Source organism: Wolbachia endosymbiont (group A) of Dendrolimus pini (genome assembly GCF_964026835.1).
Classification (GTDB): domain Bacteria; phylum Pseudomonadota; class Alphaproteobacteria; order Rickettsiales; family Anaplasmataceae; genus Wolbachia; species Wolbachia pipientis.
Map to the genome: position 1 here is coordinate 65,103 of NZ_OZ034702.1, position 15,400 is coordinate 80,502.

The 15,400-nt window shown below is 36.1% G+C and carries 14 protein-coding genes and 1 pseudogene; 4 read left to right on the forward strand and 11 right to left on the reverse strand.

The window, feature by feature from the left end; translation table 11 throughout:
- The first annotated feature begins 378 nt into the window (after positions 1-378).
- From AAGD66_RS00290 to lepB, 3 genes are all read left to right on the forward strand, one after another.
- Positions 379-1,404: a Fe(3+) ABC transporter substrate-binding protein gene (locus AAGD66_RS00290; RefSeq protein ID WP_010082338.1), complete on the forward strand. Its 1,026-nt coding sequence runs from the start codon at positions 379-381 to the stop codon at positions 1,402-1,404.
- 203 nt (positions 1,405-1,607) lie between these two features.
- Complete coding sequence (locus AAGD66_RS00295; protein WP_006280416.1) at positions 1,608-2,495, forward strand: aspartate carbamoyltransferase catalytic subunit; 888 nt, start codon at positions 1,608-1,610, stop codon at positions 2,493-2,495.
- Between the two features lie 948 nt (positions 2,496-3,443).
- Complete coding sequence (gene lepB, locus AAGD66_RS00300; RefSeq protein ID WP_155969584.1) at positions 3,444-4,190, forward strand: signal peptidase I; 747 nt, start codon at positions 3,444-3,446, stop codon at positions 4,188-4,190.
- Positions 4,191-4,197: 7 nt separating this feature from the next.
- Here the strand turns inward: lepB and AAGD66_RS00305 are convergent, their stop codons facing one another.
- From AAGD66_RS00305 to iscU, 4 genes are read right to left on the reverse strand one after another with little or no spacing between them, the layout of a single operon-like run.
- Positions 4,198-6,069 carry an Hsp70 family protein gene (locus tag AAGD66_RS00305; protein ID WP_264723995.1) on the reverse strand — a complete coding sequence of 624 codons (1,872 nt, stop codon included), beginning with the start codon at positions 6,067-6,069 and terminating at the stop codon, positions 4,198-4,200.
- Entirely contained in the window at positions 6,047-6,505 is a 459-nt protein-coding gene (locus AAGD66_RS00310) for an iron-sulfur cluster co-chaperone HscB C-terminal domain-containing protein (protein WP_265024473.1), read from the reverse strand. The genes AAGD66_RS00305 and AAGD66_RS00310 overlap by 23 nt, the downstream gene beginning before the upstream one ends.
- Complete coding sequence (locus AAGD66_RS00315) at positions 6,498-6,911, reverse strand: HesB/IscA family protein (RefSeq protein ID WP_182309603.1); 414 nt, start codon at positions 6,909-6,911, stop codon at positions 6,498-6,500. Before AAGD66_RS00315 ends, AAGD66_RS00310 begins: the two co-directional genes overlap by 8 nt.
- Positions 6,912-6,916: 5 nt before the next feature.
- The gene (gene iscU / locus AAGD66_RS00320; protein ID WP_151808025.1) at positions 6,917-7,300 is read right to left on the reverse strand and encodes a Fe-S cluster assembly scaffold IscU; all 384 of its coding nucleotides are present in this window, start codon (positions 7,298-7,300) and stop codon (positions 6,917-6,919) included.
- Between the two features lie 180 nt (positions 7,301-7,480).
- Between iscU and ftsY the strand changes: the two genes are divergently transcribed.
- Positions 7,481-8,392, forward strand: coding sequence for a signal recognition particle-docking protein FtsY (gene ftsY / locus AAGD66_RS00325; protein WP_155969582.1), 912 nt, complete (start codon positions 7,481-7,483; stop codon positions 8,390-8,392).
- Here ftsY and radA read toward each other — a convergent pair.
- The 7 genes and pseudogenes from radA to AAGD66_RS00360 form a co-directional block, all read right to left on the reverse strand.
- Entirely contained in the window at positions 8,379-9,722 is a 1,344-nt protein-coding gene (gene radA / locus AAGD66_RS00330; protein WP_264723993.1) for a DNA repair protein RadA, read from the reverse strand. The genes ftsY and radA overlap by 14 nt on opposite strands.
- Positions 9,723-10,631: 909 nt before the next feature.
- Positions 10,632-11,620 (reverse strand): annotated as a pseudogene (locus tag AAGD66_RS00335) (IS630 family transposase).
- Positions 11,621-11,736: 116 nt separating this feature from the next.
- Positions 11,737-12,465 (reverse strand): putative folate metabolism gamma-glutamate ligase, encoded by a 729-nt coding sequence (locus tag AAGD66_RS00340; RefSeq protein WP_155969135.1) that lies wholly within the window; start codon positions 12,463-12,465, stop codon positions 11,737-11,739.
- A gap of 1 nt (position 12,466) precedes the next feature.
- Positions 12,467-12,955 carry a dihydrofolate reductase gene (locus AAGD66_RS00345; protein WP_264723992.1) on the reverse strand — a complete coding sequence of 163 codons (489 nt, stop codon included), beginning with the start codon at positions 12,953-12,955 and terminating at the stop codon, positions 12,467-12,469.
- Entirely contained in the window at positions 12,952-14,232 is a 1,281-nt protein-coding gene (gene folP / locus AAGD66_RS00350) for a dihydropteroate synthase (RefSeq protein ID WP_264723990.1), read from the reverse strand. The genes AAGD66_RS00345 and folP overlap by 4 nt, the downstream gene beginning before the upstream one ends.
- Positions 14,232-14,621 (reverse strand): dihydroneopterin aldolase, encoded by a 390-nt coding sequence (locus AAGD66_RS00355; RefSeq protein ID WP_341814469.1) that lies wholly within the window; start codon positions 14,619-14,621, stop codon positions 14,232-14,234. The genes folP and AAGD66_RS00355 overlap by 1 nt, the downstream gene beginning before the upstream one ends.
- Positions 14,622-14,667: 46 nt before the next feature.
- Positions 14,668-15,324 (reverse strand): CADD family putative folate metabolism protein, encoded by a 657-nt coding sequence (locus AAGD66_RS00360; RefSeq protein ID WP_264724243.1) that lies wholly within the window; start codon positions 15,322-15,324, stop codon positions 14,668-14,670.
- Between the last annotated feature and the right edge of the window lie 76 nt (positions 15,325-15,400).

Consider the following 15,400-nt stretch of genomic DNA (forward strand, 5'->3'; position numbering starts at 1 on the left):
GAAATTTACTAAACAGAAAAAAAGGCAAAAGAAACCCTAGGGTAGCTAGTTATTCACTATCCATTTTTTAAATCGGCGTTTTTTGATGTTTTAAATGCTTTATAAGCGCATTTCAGCTTATATTAGGTAAAAACCTAGAAATTTTATAAAGACATAAGATGCACATAGTGCAAAAAATTAAACATGGGACGCCAGATACGTGAGTTTTTTTGTCATTTAATCTGTACAGAGAAGATAAATAAATAGCTTCAGTTTCATGATAAGGGGACTGGCAAGGCTTGTCAAGCAAGTTTTTATGATTTATCTAACGAACTTTACACTTGCTAAAGTTGTACCATCTTGGTAACTTTAACTGAAAGAAGTTATTTTTTATCCAATATGAAAAAAGCCTTTATATTCACATCCTTAATAGCAATTATATTGATAGTTATTACTTATTTATACAGAAACGACGGAACTAATGACTCACAAGTGGTAAATGTTTATTCATCGCGCAAAGAAGAATTAGTACGTACTTTGTTTGATGAATTCACGAAAAATACAGGTATTAAAGTACGTTACATCATTGATGATTATTCTCAGCTACTTTCACGAATGGAAAACGGTGGTGAAGCTGACTTATTTTTGACTGCTGATGCAATCAACTTAATTCTAGCAAAAAAAAGAGGACTTTTATCTCAAGTAGATTCAGAGGTTTTAAAAAGTGTTATACCTGCAAGATTTAGAGACAGTGAAGATTATTGGTTTGGTCTTACAAAAAGAGCTAGGATATTGGTTTACAATAAAGAGTCAGTAGACCCTAAGGACTTAAGTACTTATGAAGATTTAGCAAATGAAAAATGGAAAGGAAAAATATTAGTGCGTTCTTCTACAAGTCCATATAACAGATCGTTAATTGCTTTTATGATTGCAAATAATGGTTTTGAAAAGACGAAAGAATGGGTAAGCGGAATTGTGAGCAATATGGCAAGAAAACCAAGTGGTGGTGATACTGATCAAATTTACGCCGTAGCAGCGGGTGAGGGAGATGTTGCAATAGTAAACAGCTACTACTTTGCGAGAATTCTTTCATCAGAAAATAAAAAGAATGTTGCAGACAAGCTAGGGGCTTTTTTTCCTAATCGCAACGATCACGGTGTAATGGTAAACATCAGTGGTGCAGCAGTAACAAAAAACGCAAAAAACAGGGAAAATGCTATAGTCTTATTGGAATTTTTAGTAAGCAAGCAGGCTCAAGAGTTATACGCTAAAAAAAACCAAGAATATCCTATTATTGAAGGCGTTGAAACTTCCGATATACTAAAATCTTGGGGAAATTATTCACAAAGTGATTTGCCTCTAAGTGAACTTGAGAAGCATCTTTTTGAGGCTGTTATGATAGCGGATGAGTGTAAGTGGAAGTAATCCCCAGCGCCACTAAACATTGGGATGAAAGATTTATGCTAATATACCTTACTCTTGACTCGCTGAACTTTTTCTTCCTTCTAACTTAATTTTGACTTTACTATCTTTTTCCGTTCTTTCACCAAAACAATTGCTGCACAAGAAGTCTATTGAAAAAAGGTAATAAGAAAGTAGAATAGGTTCAAGTAGTTGAAAAGGAAACTATGAACAAGAGAAGGAATTTGTTAAACATCTCAGACCTTACAGTCGATGATGTAGAAAATATAACTAAGTTGGCCAACCAGTACCTTAAAAAAGAAGTTGCAAATAGTCATATCTTGGAAAATAAGACAGTAATAAATTTATTCTTTGAAGATTCAACGCGTACACTTGCGTCTTTTGAAATAGCAGCAAAAAGCCTTGGAGCAAATGTTGTAACTTTGCCAATAAGATCTTCTTCTATTAACAAGGGAGAAGATCTAAAAGACATGATCAAAACATTAAATGCAATGAATCCTGATTACATAATAATCAGGCATAAAAGTAGTGGTATCATTAATACACTGGCAAAGTATGTTAACTGCTCGCTAATCAATGCAGGCGATGGAAGTAGTGAACATCCAACTCAAGCTCTTGCAGACTATCTTGTAATCAGCAATCACAAAAAGCAAATAAAGGACCTCAAAGTTGTGATATGTGGAGATATTCTGCACAGTAGAGTTGCAAGATCAAATATAAGATTGCTAAAAATGTTTGGAGCAGAGATAAACTTGGTCGCACCACCAACTTTGATTTGTAAGCATTTTCCTGAAGTAGATTCAGTCCATTATTCATTAATTGAAGGTATAAAGGATGCTGACGTAATTATGCTTTTGAGATTGCAGAAAGAGCGCATGAATAATAGTTCTTCAGAGAAAGAATATTTTTATTTGTATGGACTTGATTCACAAAAGCTATCATACGCAAAACCAGATGCGATTGTTATGCACCCAGGGCCAATAAACAGAGGGATTGAGATTAGCAGCGATGTAGCAGATTGTGTTATTTTACAGCAAGTAGAATTTGGATTGGCAATACGTAAGGCAGTGTTGCACTATTATAGGCCTTGCTAATATTAAAAGATGCTACACAACTAATGCAAAAAGGGGGGGCATGAAATGACAAGGCTTGTAAATGGTTTGAGAATGGCCATTAAGATGTTAAGGCCGAGGATATGGTGTGGAAGTTTTTACGAAAGCCTGAAGTCAATCAACAACCTTGCAGAACGGCAAATTAGACGGCTATCGTAAAAACAGCTTTTTCACCTGGTCGGAACATGGAGAAAGATTTGTGGAAAGAATGTTGTCGATATTTTTGACATCACGTCTCAATGGCCAAAATCCCTTCCAAAAGTTACGACTGCTTAGTTCTTTATTCATTCTCACAATCCGTGAACGGTTACAACCTGGATTCCAGTGGGCTTTGTTGCATCGCTAGCTATGATGGATTAAAGATAAAAAAGATAGGGAATATCAGTAGCTTATTATTCTGGTATTTATAACAAGAACGGTCAATGAATACCTAAATTTGAGTAAAAGAAATTTCACTACCATTTACCAATCCGGCTAAAATTCAAGAATTTCAATGCTTTAGCTATTTTCAATAGAATTAAATTTATTAATATAAATAACAAATTACTATTCTTAAATTTGATCAGATTGATTGCAAAAAAACAAGATTTTCAATAGGTTGCTTATAATCCTAACTATAGTTAGCCTTTCATAAGTAGCGATGCAACAAAGCCATTCCAGTGTCAGCTACTTTCATAACACCATATTACCTTAACAAAAGCAAATGTTCGTACAGATGTGCATCAGCTACTTTCATCTGCCACCTGCAAATTGCAATGTTCGTACAGTTATGTGTCAGCTACTTGGATGACACCGTTGAAAGAAATGAACCGCCTTTTCAAAATTGTTTTGAATAGAGGAATAACATTCACAAGTAAAATTTCATATTACCATTTTTTAATTTATGTATTATAATAAGCTTAATCTATAAGAAAAACAAAGTTGGAAAAGTTGGAAGAACTAAGCAAAAACTGGGTGATAAGAACGGGAAGATTTTTATCTTCATTGTTTTTTTTACTGTTGATTGCGCTGTCAATACGTAGTTTTTTATTCGAGCCATTTCATATACCTTCTGGTTCAATGAAAAGCACCCTACTTGAAGGGGATTACATTTTTACTAGTAAATATTCATACGGTTACAGTAAACACTCATTTCCATTTTCTCCAAACATTTTTAGCGGCAGGATTTTTTATACCCCTCCAAAGCGTGGCGACATAGTAGTTTTCAAACCCACAAGAAATGACAGCATCAGGTTTGTTAAGCGAGTAATAGGAACACCAGGTGACAAAGTGCAAATGATAGAGGGAGAATTATACCTAAATGATCAGAAAGTAGAGCGAAGGCAAATTGAAAGTTTTTTTGATTATGAGTCAAATCGTAACATACCAAGATATATAGAAACGCTTTTAAGTGGCAAGGAACATGAGATTTTGGTAGATGACATTTCTAATAAGCTATCATATAACACTCCGGTTTATTATGTACCTAACGATCAATTTTTCGTTATGGGAGACAATAGAAATAATTCTTTAGATAGCAGGTTTCCTGAAGTTGGTTTTGTACCAATGGAAAATATCATTGGGCGTGTAAGCATAGTTGGTTTATCATTTAAATTAGAAAAGGTCGATTGGTTACCATTTAATTTCAGGTTACCTGTTGCTTTGAGATTAAATAGGGTATTGCACAAGGTTGTGTAAGCTTTTTCTACCTATTTGTTAATTCACACAACTCTAAAGAAGAATTTTCTAACTCGGCGATAGTGTTGTTAATTTCATTCAAGTCATTGCCTTGTAAAGCTTTTTTTGCATTTTGTAATAGGTTTTTCAACTTTTGATCAGTGGAAAAGTTATTATTGTTTTCAACCAAGTGTATGAGTTTATTTCCATTAATTTTAGCGCCTGCAAGGGAACGAGCCTTCATATCTTCATCAAAGCTGTTTATTGACTGGTTAACCATATTTTGAATATCGGCTTCACTTAAGCCAAAACTTGAATTTACTTCAACTGTCTGCTCGATTCTGGTGGTTTTTTCTCTTGCAGTAACAGTCAATATTCCGTCAACGTTAACTGTAAATTCTATTTCAACTCTTGCAGAACCTGCAGGCAGTAGCGGTATACCTTTCAGTTCAAACTGCGCTAGAGATTTGTTATCCTCTATCATTTCACGTTCTCCCTGACAAACGTGAATTTTCATTGCTGTTTGCCCATCAACATAAGTTGTAAACTCTTTTATCTCTGAAACTGGTAGTGGCGTATTTCTTGGTATGATTTTTTCAACTATACCTCCCATAGTTTCTATGCCAAGTGATAAAGGTAGAACATCCAGGAGAATATTCCTATCTTTTGAGCTCGAAGTTAAATCATGAGCCTGCAGAGCTGCCCCAATGGCAACTGCTTTATCTGGATCCACGTCATTTAGTACTTTATTTCCAAAGAGTTTGACTAGTGAATTTTGAACCAATGGTGTTCTAGTTGCACCACCAACTAAAATTACTCCTTTTATATCATCAATTTTAAGATCTATATCGCTTATAGTACGAGTGACTATATTGATAGTCTTATTGACCAAAGAACTGATTGCCTGCTCGAATTCTTCTCTAGTAATTTCGCATTTAAATAATTCGCCGTTAATGTTGAATTTAAAAGTGCCTACAGTATTTTTGCTCAGATATTCCTTCACAGTACGTAATTCAACGAATGATAATAGCCCTGTCATGTAAGTAGCTGACACTGGAATCCAGTTCTTATTATATAACTTTCTGGTGTGTTCATTTGTAATCAAACTTTCTGGATCCCAGTGTCGGAGCACTGGGATGACACTAGAGCATTCTTTGTTTAAACCTACTTTTTCTCTATACTTATTGAGCACAATTAAGCTTAGCAAATGATCAAAATCATCACCGCCGAGTTTGGTGTCACCACCAACCGCAAGGACTTGAAACACTCCTTGGTGCAATTTCAATATCGAAATATCGAACGTTCCGCCACCAAGGTCATACACTGCATATATTCCACTGCTATTGTTCTTTTCAATGGAGTAAGAAAGCGCTGCAGCGGTTGGCTCGTTAACGAGGCGAAGAACTTCTATTCCAGCTAATTTTGCCGCATATTTAGTTGCGTTACGTGCTGAATCGTCAAAGTAAGCTGGCACAGTAATCACTGCTTTTTTTACTTCCAGTCCCTTAGACTTTTTTACCCTCTCACATAAAGCTTTTAATATCTCAGCAGAAATCTCAATAGGAGTAAGATACTTTTCCTCTGCGCATTTTATTCTAATAACTTTTTCGCTTTCATGATCTATTTCAAAATTGACGCCTTCTTTATTTAATTCTTCAACACTTTTACCCATTAAACGCTTTATTGAGTAGATTGCATTTTGACCGACATCGTAGCCAGTTTTCAATGTATTATTTTCATATGAAAGAGCAGAAGGCAGCAGTTCTCTTCCTTGTTTATCTTTAAATATCTCCACGTTGCCAGCTTTATTCACCATAGCAATCAAAGAATTGGTGGTGCCAAGGTCTATACCAAAAACTACTTCACTTGAATTTGGTTCAGAAATTTGAATTGGTTGCATTCTTTTTCACCTCCTCAAATGACTTATATAAATATTTCAATCTTAAGACTTGTGTAGCAGCTCCATCAAAATTCTTTACAGCAAAAGTGTTAATTAGGTTTTTAACGCAATCTTTTATTTTTTCATCAATTATCCTGCTTGCAAATTGTAGATCATCGCAGTCTAGTAAGTACTCTCTTATTTCCATTGATTCATTTAATATTTCAGAATTTGGATGATCCTTTGGGCTTCCCACACCAAAAAGATTCAACAAATGCTCAGCACGTTCTAGTGGTGACTTTAGCACTTGATAAGCTTTGTTGATATTTTCCATGTTTTTGGACTGTCTTTCATTTATATCAGTCTTGCTTAGCTCAATATATTTTTTCTCTAACTCATCAAAGCTGATATTGAAAGCTGGTTCAATTTCAAACAATGCAAAATAGTTGCTAGACATGAAAACTCTCTCCACAACCACATTTTCCTTTCTCATTAGGATTTTTGAAAACAAAACCCGATGAAAATTTTTCTTCTACATAATCCATTTCAGAGCCAAGAATAAACATGACGGATTTTGGGTCGATCAACACTTTAACTTTTTGGCCATCACTACAGTTTTCTTCAATTACCGACTCTAAAGGACGAGTATCATATGCATATTCAATATCATATTTTAAACCAGAACATCCTTTTTGCTTAATTAGCACTCTTATTCCTATTGCTTCTTCCGGTTTCTCAAGGTTAGTATGCTTCTTTTGGTCCAATAAATACCTTATCCTTTCTACTGCTTCCGCAGTTATAGTGATAAGTTTTTTATTCTTTTTTACAGTTTCACCTCCGCCTACTTCTTGATATTCACTCATGCTTCTTAATTCTTTTGCTTACTTTGATAATCATGAATAGCAGCCTTTATAGCATCTTCAGCAAGTACCGAACAGTGTATCTTCACTGGAGGTAAAGACAACTCTTCCACTATTTGAGTATTCTTTATCTGTGTAACGTCACTGATGGTTCTTCCCTTTATCATCTCTGTTAACAAGGAACTTGAAGCAATGGCAGAACCGCAGCCAAAAGTTTTAAATTTTGCATCTTCAATAACACCTTTGTCATTGACCTTTATCTGCAATTTCATTACATCACCGCACGATGGTGCACCAACTAGACCAGTGCCAACACTTGGATCATTTTTATCCAGAGAGCCAACATTCCTTGGATTTTCGTAATGATCTAAAATTTTCTCATTATAACTCATAAAATTACCTGTGAACCGCTATTCTACATTATAACATATTTAGGTTAAAAACTAAAGTAAAATACACTAGCAAACGGTATATTTTACTCACAGAATAACACAAAAGTGAGTGTATTTAACTTTACAAATACACTCAGTGCATGTCATTCTTTATATTGTAATTTTAAAAGGAGCATTCCCTTGAGTTTATTTGGTAATCTTTATAAAGGCCTGTTAAAAACTTCTTCTCGCTTTAGCGACGGAGTGAAAAGTATTTTCTCTGGCAAAAAAAAATTAGACCAGTCGCTTTTAGACGAGCTAGAAGAATTGCTAATTAGCATGGACATTGGTCATAAAACTTCTAAGTTGATTATCGATAGGCTCACAAGCATCAAGTTTGACAAGGAAGTTGAACATAATATTATCTCGCAGCAGTTAATGAACGAAATAGAAGCTATATTGAGCCCAGTTGTACAGCCGTTAATTTTAAATAAAAAACCACATATAATAATGGTATGCGGAGTAAACGGTAACGGTAAAACCACAACTATAGGTAAGCTTGCATATAAATATAAGGAAATGGGAAAATCCGTTATGCTTGTTGCATGCGATACATTTAGAGCGGCTGCTAGTGAGCAATTAAACATTTGGGCAGAACGTTCTGATTGCTTAATTGTTACTGGAGAGTACGGTAGCGACTCTGCAAGTGTGGCATACAGAGCTGTAAGTCAAGCTATAAAAGACAACGTTGATGTTGTTCTAATTGACACAGCAGGAAGGCTGCAAAATAATGTGAACCTTATGGAGGAGTTATCAAAAATATATAGAACGATAAAGAAATTGGATGACACTGCCCCTCATGATGTTATTTTAGTTCTTGATGCAACTACCGGCCAAAATGCTTATAGCCAATTAGAAGCATTTAGCAAAATGGTTAATGTTACCGGGCTAATCGTAACAAAGCTAGATGGCACTGCTAAGGGTGGAGTGGTAATTGGACTTGCAGAAGCTTATAAGATAAAGTTACATGCTATAGGAATTGGCGAAAATATAGAGGACTTAAGGGAGTTTACTAGCAAAGAATTTGCTGAAGCGTTATTTAATTGTAATTAAAAATTTCTCTTAATTCCCTTACGTGACCAAGCTTAATTATCTCAATATCGTGAGAAGAGTAATTACCATTTTTAGGCATAATTGCTTTTTTGAATCCTAACTTTTGTGCTTCTTTTAGTCTGAGATCAGCATGCGAGACATTCCTAATTTCTCCTGAAAGTGCAACTTCACCGCAGATTATTGAAGAAGTTGGCAGCGGTAAATTTACTACACTTGAAATAAGGGAAGCAGCAACAGCAAGATCAGCCGATGGTTCCTGTATTTTGAGTCCCCCTGCAATGTTTAGGTATACCTCTTTATCATGCAAAAACATTTTGCAACGAGCATTTAGCACTGCGATGATCATAGCCAATCTATTAATATCCCACCCAACTACTGCCCTTCTTGGGGTTGCCATATTAGTTCCTGCTATTAATGCTTGCACTTCCATTAAAATTGGTCTTGAACCTTCAATTCCTGCAAATACGGCGCTGCCAACTACTTCTCTGTCATGGGCCATCAGAAACAATGATGATGGGTTATCAACAGGCACAAGTCCTGCTTCAGACATCTCAAAAACACCAATTTCATTTGCAGGGCCAAATCTATTCTTAATAGTACGCAAAATGCGGTATTGATTGCTATTTTCACCTTCAAAATATAATACCGTATCCACCATATGCTCCAAAGTTTTAGGTCCAGCTATTTGTCCATCCTTAGTTATATGGCCAACTATTAAGAGGGAAATACCATATTGTTTCGCAAGAATGGTTAATTCATGTGCGCAAGTGCGGACCTGAGTTACAGTTCCTGGTGCTGATGTAATTCTGCTATCATACATTGTTTGTATAGAGTCAATTACTAAGAATTTAATACTTTTATTTTCCTTTATTGTTGCTACTACATCAGTTAAAGACACTGTAGATAAAAGCTTAATTTTAGGTTCATTTATCTTAAGACGCTTTGCTCTGAGACTCACTTGCTCTAAAGATTCCTCGCCAGATACATAAAGACATTCAAAAGAGGAAAGTTGCACAACATTAGCTGCAATTCTAAGCAAAAGGGTGGATTTCCCAATTCCAGGTTCGCCACCAATTAAAATGCTAGCACCTTGAACGATACCCCCACCAAAAACTCTATCTAATTCTTCTATTCCTGTTAAAAAACGACTTGGAGTGATAATTTCGCTACCCGATAACGTCTTTATTAAAATTGGTGCAGATATACTTCTTTTGCTCGTTTTTACTGCTATTTCCTCAACAACTGTATCCCAATTGTCACATGCAATACACTTCCCTACCCACCTGCCAGTGCTATGACCACAGGATTGACATACATATACAGTTTTCATCAAAGCCAAAATTATTTTGTTGTAATTGTAATAAAAATTAGCTGAATATGCGAAGTAAATCTATAGCTAACCCAAGAAAGGGTTCCCTATGTCATACCGCGATTCATTCGCGGTATCTCTAGATCCCGCTAACAAGTAGCGGGATGACGAGCTTATCGTCACGCCGCCGCGAACCGTCATACCGCGATTCATTCGCGGTATCTCAAAGCATAGATCCCGCTAACACGTAGCGGGATGACGAGGTCATGCCACCGCGCGAACCGTCATACCGTCACGGTATCTCTAGATCCCGCTAACACGTAGGGGAATGACGAGGTCATGCCGCCGCAAACCGTCATACCGCCGCGGTATCTCTTAGCCGCTAACACGTAGCGGGATGACGGTTGTCGTTTAGCTACAAACGTTAAGAAATTTACCAAATGAAAAAAAAGGCAAAAGAAGCCCTGGGGTTATTATCCGCTTTAAAATATTGGCGTTTTTTATGTTTTAAACGCTTGACAAGCAAGATTAAGCTGCTTTTAATTGCAACTAACTTACGCTGCAAATGTTTAAGAAGTTTACTAAGCAGAAAAAAAGACAAAGAATCCCTGAGTTAGCTAGTCTTTTACTATCTCTGTCGAGTATTGGCATTTTTTGATGTCTTGTAACGCTTTATAAGCGCGTTCAGCTTATTTAGATAAAAATCTAGATGTAGATGAAGTTTTGTAAAGACATACAGTATCTATGTACTGCAAAAAATTAAACATAAGACGCCGATACATTAAGTAATCCTTACCTTTTAATCTGCAGATTGGCGAAAGCAAATACAATAGCTTCAGTTTTATGATAAGGGGGCTGGCGAAGGGTGTCAAGCAAGTTTTTTGTTTCTATTCCCAATGTTATATGGTTATGTAATACCAATTCTCATTACTAGTGAATCAAATAAGCGGCATTGCAGAGTTTTTTAATTGTGGAGTGAGAAAGAGAGGTAATAAATTTGCACAAAGCGCTCTCAAGCAAAGCAATTGTGTCGTAGATTTTGTTACGCAAAATGTTCTGTTTTATATATAACCAAAACCTCTCAACAGGATTGAGGTCAGGTGAGTATGGTGGTAGGTATATAATGTCGATATTTTTAGGTACTTTTAAATTTTTTGACTTATGCCAACTAGCACAATCCATGATAAGAAATGCCTCCCTTGTTCCTAAATATTGTGACATCTGCTCAAGGAATATATTCATACAATCAGTATTGACGTTTGAGCTAGAACTTTCTCCATTTCTGGGATTAACTGCACTATAGAGATAAAAATTTTGCCTACCTAGTTTTACCTTAACCTGTGTCCTAATGCCTTTTTTAAACCACCCGTGTCCAATCTTTGAATGTGTGCCAAACCGCGATTCATCGAAGAAAAATAGCTCTTTTTCATGATACATGACAATAGTTTCATTAAGATTTTTTTTTAAATTCCTCTTGTTTACTTTTATCTTGTCCGTTATGCACTGGTCTTGGTGTGATATATGAGAATTTCATTCTTTGCATATTACGGTGTACTGTAGATTTGCTGATATTCAAACCAAACTTTTCTTGAATTCTTATTTTCATTTCTTTTATAGTAATATTGGGGTTTTCCTCTATCCACACCTCAACTTGTTCACGTTGACTTTGATTCAATATAGTTTTTCTACGGCGTTGAGGCGGAGCAAATAATTTTTCTTCTCTGCCAAATTTTAGGTCATGCAGTAAGTGCCTTTCTTGAAATGCAGCATATCTTTGCTACGGCTGTTATACTGTGCTTTTTTGCTGCAATTACAGCATTTAGTTTTTTTGCAACATATGCGTTATTTCTTACTTTCTTCAGCATTTCTTTTGCTGATTCCACCACTTTTTCATCCAATAATTTTGATCTTAATGCCATTTAAACCTCGCTACTTTACTTACTTCAGTATGGCTTTTTTTCTATTATTGTCTATCCGTTACTTGTGTAGCGGGAATTGGTATAAGAAGTCTAATAGCAAATTTTTAAGTTCCTCTTTAACTCTTTAACCAGCGGGCTCGCATGAGGAGAGGAGAGTAAAGGTCCTCTTCCATAGATATCTTCACACTTTTTTCTTCTTCTGTAGTTGGCGGACGAGTAAGAAAGTGAATCTTTGGTGCACCACTAATTATTGCCATTGGTGTTTGCTCCGCCCCTTCTCCCATAACTAAAACAGCAGACGTTGCCAGCGCATCAAGAAGATTGACTTGTGTTACTTGCAGTGGTTGATCATAAAGATCTGGCTTGCCTATATAGGAATAAAATGGTTCAAATCCACACCAACCAAGAGCAACGCCCGTAACCCCAAGGCGCATAGGTGTTATGTTACTATCTGTAATCAAAATACCAAGATGTTTTATGCAGTGTTTTGTCTTGAGATAGTTCCATATTGACAGAGCTGTTTTCTGAACATCTTTTGGATATAGAATATACACCTCATTACCATTTGATTCATCAATACCAGCAGATGGAATTAAGATATTATCTTTAATCGTTAAACAGATACTGTGAGCCACATCAACAATTGCATCAGCTTCCCTTTTGATTAGCTCTTCTTTAGAACAAGCAGTTTTGCAAACCACTTGTTTTTGACAAATTGAAATGATTTTTGATGTGATAGCAAGAACAACTTCCTCTCTTAGCAGCTCTGAAACATAGCGATCAAGAACCTGCTCTAATACTTCTCCATATTCAATGCGGTGGGTATAAATTGCTTCAATATGCATATTAACGTGTTAGCTTGCATATAGTATAATCTTTTGTTTTGGTGAGAATAGTTTTATTCCATCCACTAAGAAGTGTTAAGTTGAAATATACATCACCTTTATAGGGTTTGTAAATTTCTGTCATGATGAACTCTGAAATTAGATTATATTCTAAAAAAAGATGCGCTATTTGTGCTCCACCAATCACAAAGATTTGAGGGTAACTCCAATTACTTTGGATTGACAAAAACTCTTGCATAGAAGAAATAATAGTGCATTTTACTCCTCTGTTAAAACAAGAATTTAATTTGTCACGAGAAAAAACAATAGGAATACGATTCCCTAATATGTCTTGAGGCATAGTTTCAAATGTCTTTCTCCCCATAACAATAACTTGTTTGTCAGTCACCTGACGAAAATGATCTAACTCACTTGGATAATGCCAGGGCAATCTATTATTTATTCCAATTACCCCCTTGGGATCAACAGCCATAATTCCGATAACTATCATCCCTGTAAAGCAGCTTGAGCTACAAAAAATCGCATGTGATCACGCACATTATGCACTCGAAGGAAATCAACCTTGTTGTGCAATGCAGATGATAAAGCAATTGTTTCTAAATCTCGGTTAAAGACAGGTTCTGTAGAAAAAGAAGAAATAAATGACTTTCTAGAATGGCCAACCAGAACTTTGCAGCCAAAACTTTGCAATGCTTCTATATTGCATAAAAGCCAGATATTCTGATATAGAGATTTGCCAAAACCAATACCAGGATCAATAATGATCGAGCTTTGATCAAAACCTAGAGCTAGTAATCTATTAATGTTCCTTTCTGCCCAATTATTTATGGTATCAATTGGATCAATGTCACTTGGGATAATGTTGTCACTATGTGGTGGTATGGAGAGTGAATGCATAATAACGATACTACATCCACTGCTAGCAATCGCTTTTAAGGTATTATCATCTAGATCTCCCTTCTGATCGTTTACCCAGGCAATGTTGTAGTGCTCCAAAACATTCAAAATAACATCTGGGCAGAAACTATCAATGCTGACTTTAATGTCACCAACTTTCATATATTGATTAAGGTCATCAAGCACTGGTTTTAAGCGTGCATATTCTGCTTTTGGAGTTTGTATTGAGGAGCCAGGTCTTGTTGATTGAGCACCAAGTTCAACTATGCTTGCACCATCTGATAACAGCCGCAGTGCCTGCTTGGTTGCTTGATCTGCATCATAATAAAGACCACCATCTGAAAATGAATCAGGAGTAATATTAACAATACCTACAAGCTCTGGTGAAAGCGTAAAACTCCTTAAAAAGCAATCCTTAATGTTAGGGTTAATAGTACCAAACGTTTTGTTAACTACTGCCATGGGACTCAGCATTGCCATCAAGTGAAGCAAAAATGGTCTGTTTATCAATTCTGGGTGAGGAATCTTAAGGTAGGATGTATCAAGTGTCAGGTTATCCCATAACAAAATATCCAAATCAATAATGCGAGGTGCCCATTTTTCATAGACCTGCGGGCGGCCAATGTCACACTCAATTTGTTTAAGGCCCTTTAACAGCTCTTCAGGAGAAGAAGAACAACTTCCATACACAACCATATTTAGAAATGGCTTGTCCCATTCAGGTGGAGCATCATTTGGTAAAATAGCCTTAGTCTCCAGAATAATTGAAGATTTTAAATTTTTAAAATAGCGCTCCTGCAGTAACTGAGCAGCCTTTTGTAAATAGAAAAAGCGATTCCCCATATTTGAGCCAATAGAAATATAGATCATTACTGTTCTTGCAGTGCATTACAATAGGTAAAAAAGACGCCCCCATGCACACCAGGAACTGGTGGTGCAGTTTTGTGAGTAGTCACCCTGATAGAAGAAATAATATGCTTTTTTTGCAGCAAAAAGTCGTTAATCATCCTGTATATCCCATGAGTTAAATGTTCGATTAAATTAAATTGCTTGCCTTGAACGAAATATTGAATGTTCCGTACTACCTCCAAATAGCAGAGAGTATCTTTAAGCTGATCAGTTGTAAGCCCTAAAGGAGGAGATTTAAAAGTGAAACCAATATCAATACTCACCAATTGGGGAGCAAACTTCTCTTCTGCGCTACATCCTAAATGAACCCAAAGCCGCAGATTAGATATAAGAAGATTACATGCAGACATTGCATTCCAATATCACTGAATTTTAACTCTGAAGCTACTTAAACTACTAACACACACTGGCATTCATCATCCCATCAAGAAAACCCCACAAGAGCTTTGCTCCCTTTTGAGCACCCTGCATAACTTTATCTTGCTCTTTTTCATCTAGATCTTCAATAAGATTTGCACACTCCTCAGAATGCCACTCATCAGCATGCATATGGACCGTAAAAAATTGAAGAGAACGCTCATCACTTATTGAATAGTGTTTTTTTAAACCTTCAATTTTAGACTTGGAAACCTCTGGAGTTTGACGTTCGTAAGCGTACAAGGCTCCAAGACCTGCCGCAAAACCTGATCTTACAATATCAAAGTAACCATCAACTAACTCCTGTGTCTCTTTAATCTGTGCACTTTCACGAAGATCAGATCGCGCAACGCCAAGCCCTTCAGCAAAACGTTGCCATAATTCTGGATGATTTTCATCACCTTGTTCCTCTTCTATTAAATTACCAAGTAAAACCTGTCGCATTTTTAGATCTGGGCACAAAAAATGTATACCACTGATGTAACGAGGAAACGCAGCAACGTGGTGATAATATTCTTTAGCATAGGTTTGTAAAGCTTGCAAGCTTAAGCTTCCTGTATTCCATGACTGGTAAAATGGATGATTTAGTAAGTGCAATTCATCTAACTTGTTATTTAGAGACTTAGTAAATTTCATTATTTCCTCCATTATATCAACATATAGTTCATATACTACAGCTTTCTCATTGTTACGATCATGCTAAGATCAACAC

What these genes read in the sequence shown, in the direction of transcription:
- AAGD66_RS00290 (WP_010082338.1), top strand. Translation starts at nt 379, where the DNA reads ATGAAAAAAGCCTTTATATTCACATCCTTAATAGCAATTATATTGATA.
- AAGD66_RS00295 (WP_006280416.1), top strand. Translation starts at nt 1,608, where the DNA reads ATGAACAAGAGAAGGAATTTGTTAAACATCTCAGACCTTACAGTCGAT.
- AAGD66_RS00305 (WP_264723995.1), bottom strand. Translation starts at nt 6,069, where the DNA reads ATGCAACCAATTCAAATTTCTGAACCAAATTCAAGTGAAGTAGTTTTT.
- AAGD66_RS00310 (WP_265024473.1), bottom strand. Translation starts at nt 6,505, where the DNA reads ATGTCTAGCAACTATTTTGCATTGTTTGAAATTGAACCAGCTTTCAAT.
- AAGD66_RS00315 (WP_182309603.1), bottom strand. Translation starts at nt 6,911, where the DNA reads ATGAGTGAATATCAAGAAGTAGGCGGAGGTGAAACTGTAAAAAAGAAT.
- iscU (WP_151808025.1), bottom strand. Translation starts at nt 7,300, where the DNA reads ATGAGTTATAATGAGAAAATTTTAGATCATTACGAAAATCCAAGGAAT.
- radA (WP_264723993.1), bottom strand. Translation starts at nt 9,722, where the DNA reads ATGAAAACTGTATATGTATGTCAATCCTGTGGTCATAGCACTGGCAGG.
- AAGD66_RS00340 (WP_155969135.1), bottom strand. Translation starts at nt 12,465, where the DNA reads ATGCATATTGAAGCAATTTATACCCACCGCATTGAATATGGAGAAGTA.
- AAGD66_RS00345 (WP_264723992.1), bottom strand. Translation starts at nt 12,955, where the DNA reads ATGATAGTTATCGGAATTATGGCTGTTGATCCCAAGGGGGTAATTGGA.
- folP (WP_264723990.1), bottom strand. Translation starts at nt 14,232, where the DNA reads ATGATCTATATTTCTATTGGCTCAAATATGGGGAATCGCTTTTTCTAT.
- AAGD66_RS00355 (WP_341814469.1), bottom strand. Translation starts at nt 14,621, where the DNA reads ATGTCTGCATGTAATCTTCTTATATCTAATCTGCGGCTTTGGGTTCAT.
- AAGD66_RS00360 (WP_264724243.1), bottom strand. Translation starts at nt 15,324, where the DNA reads ATGAAATTTACTAAGTCTCTAAATAACAAGTTAGATGAATTGCACTTA.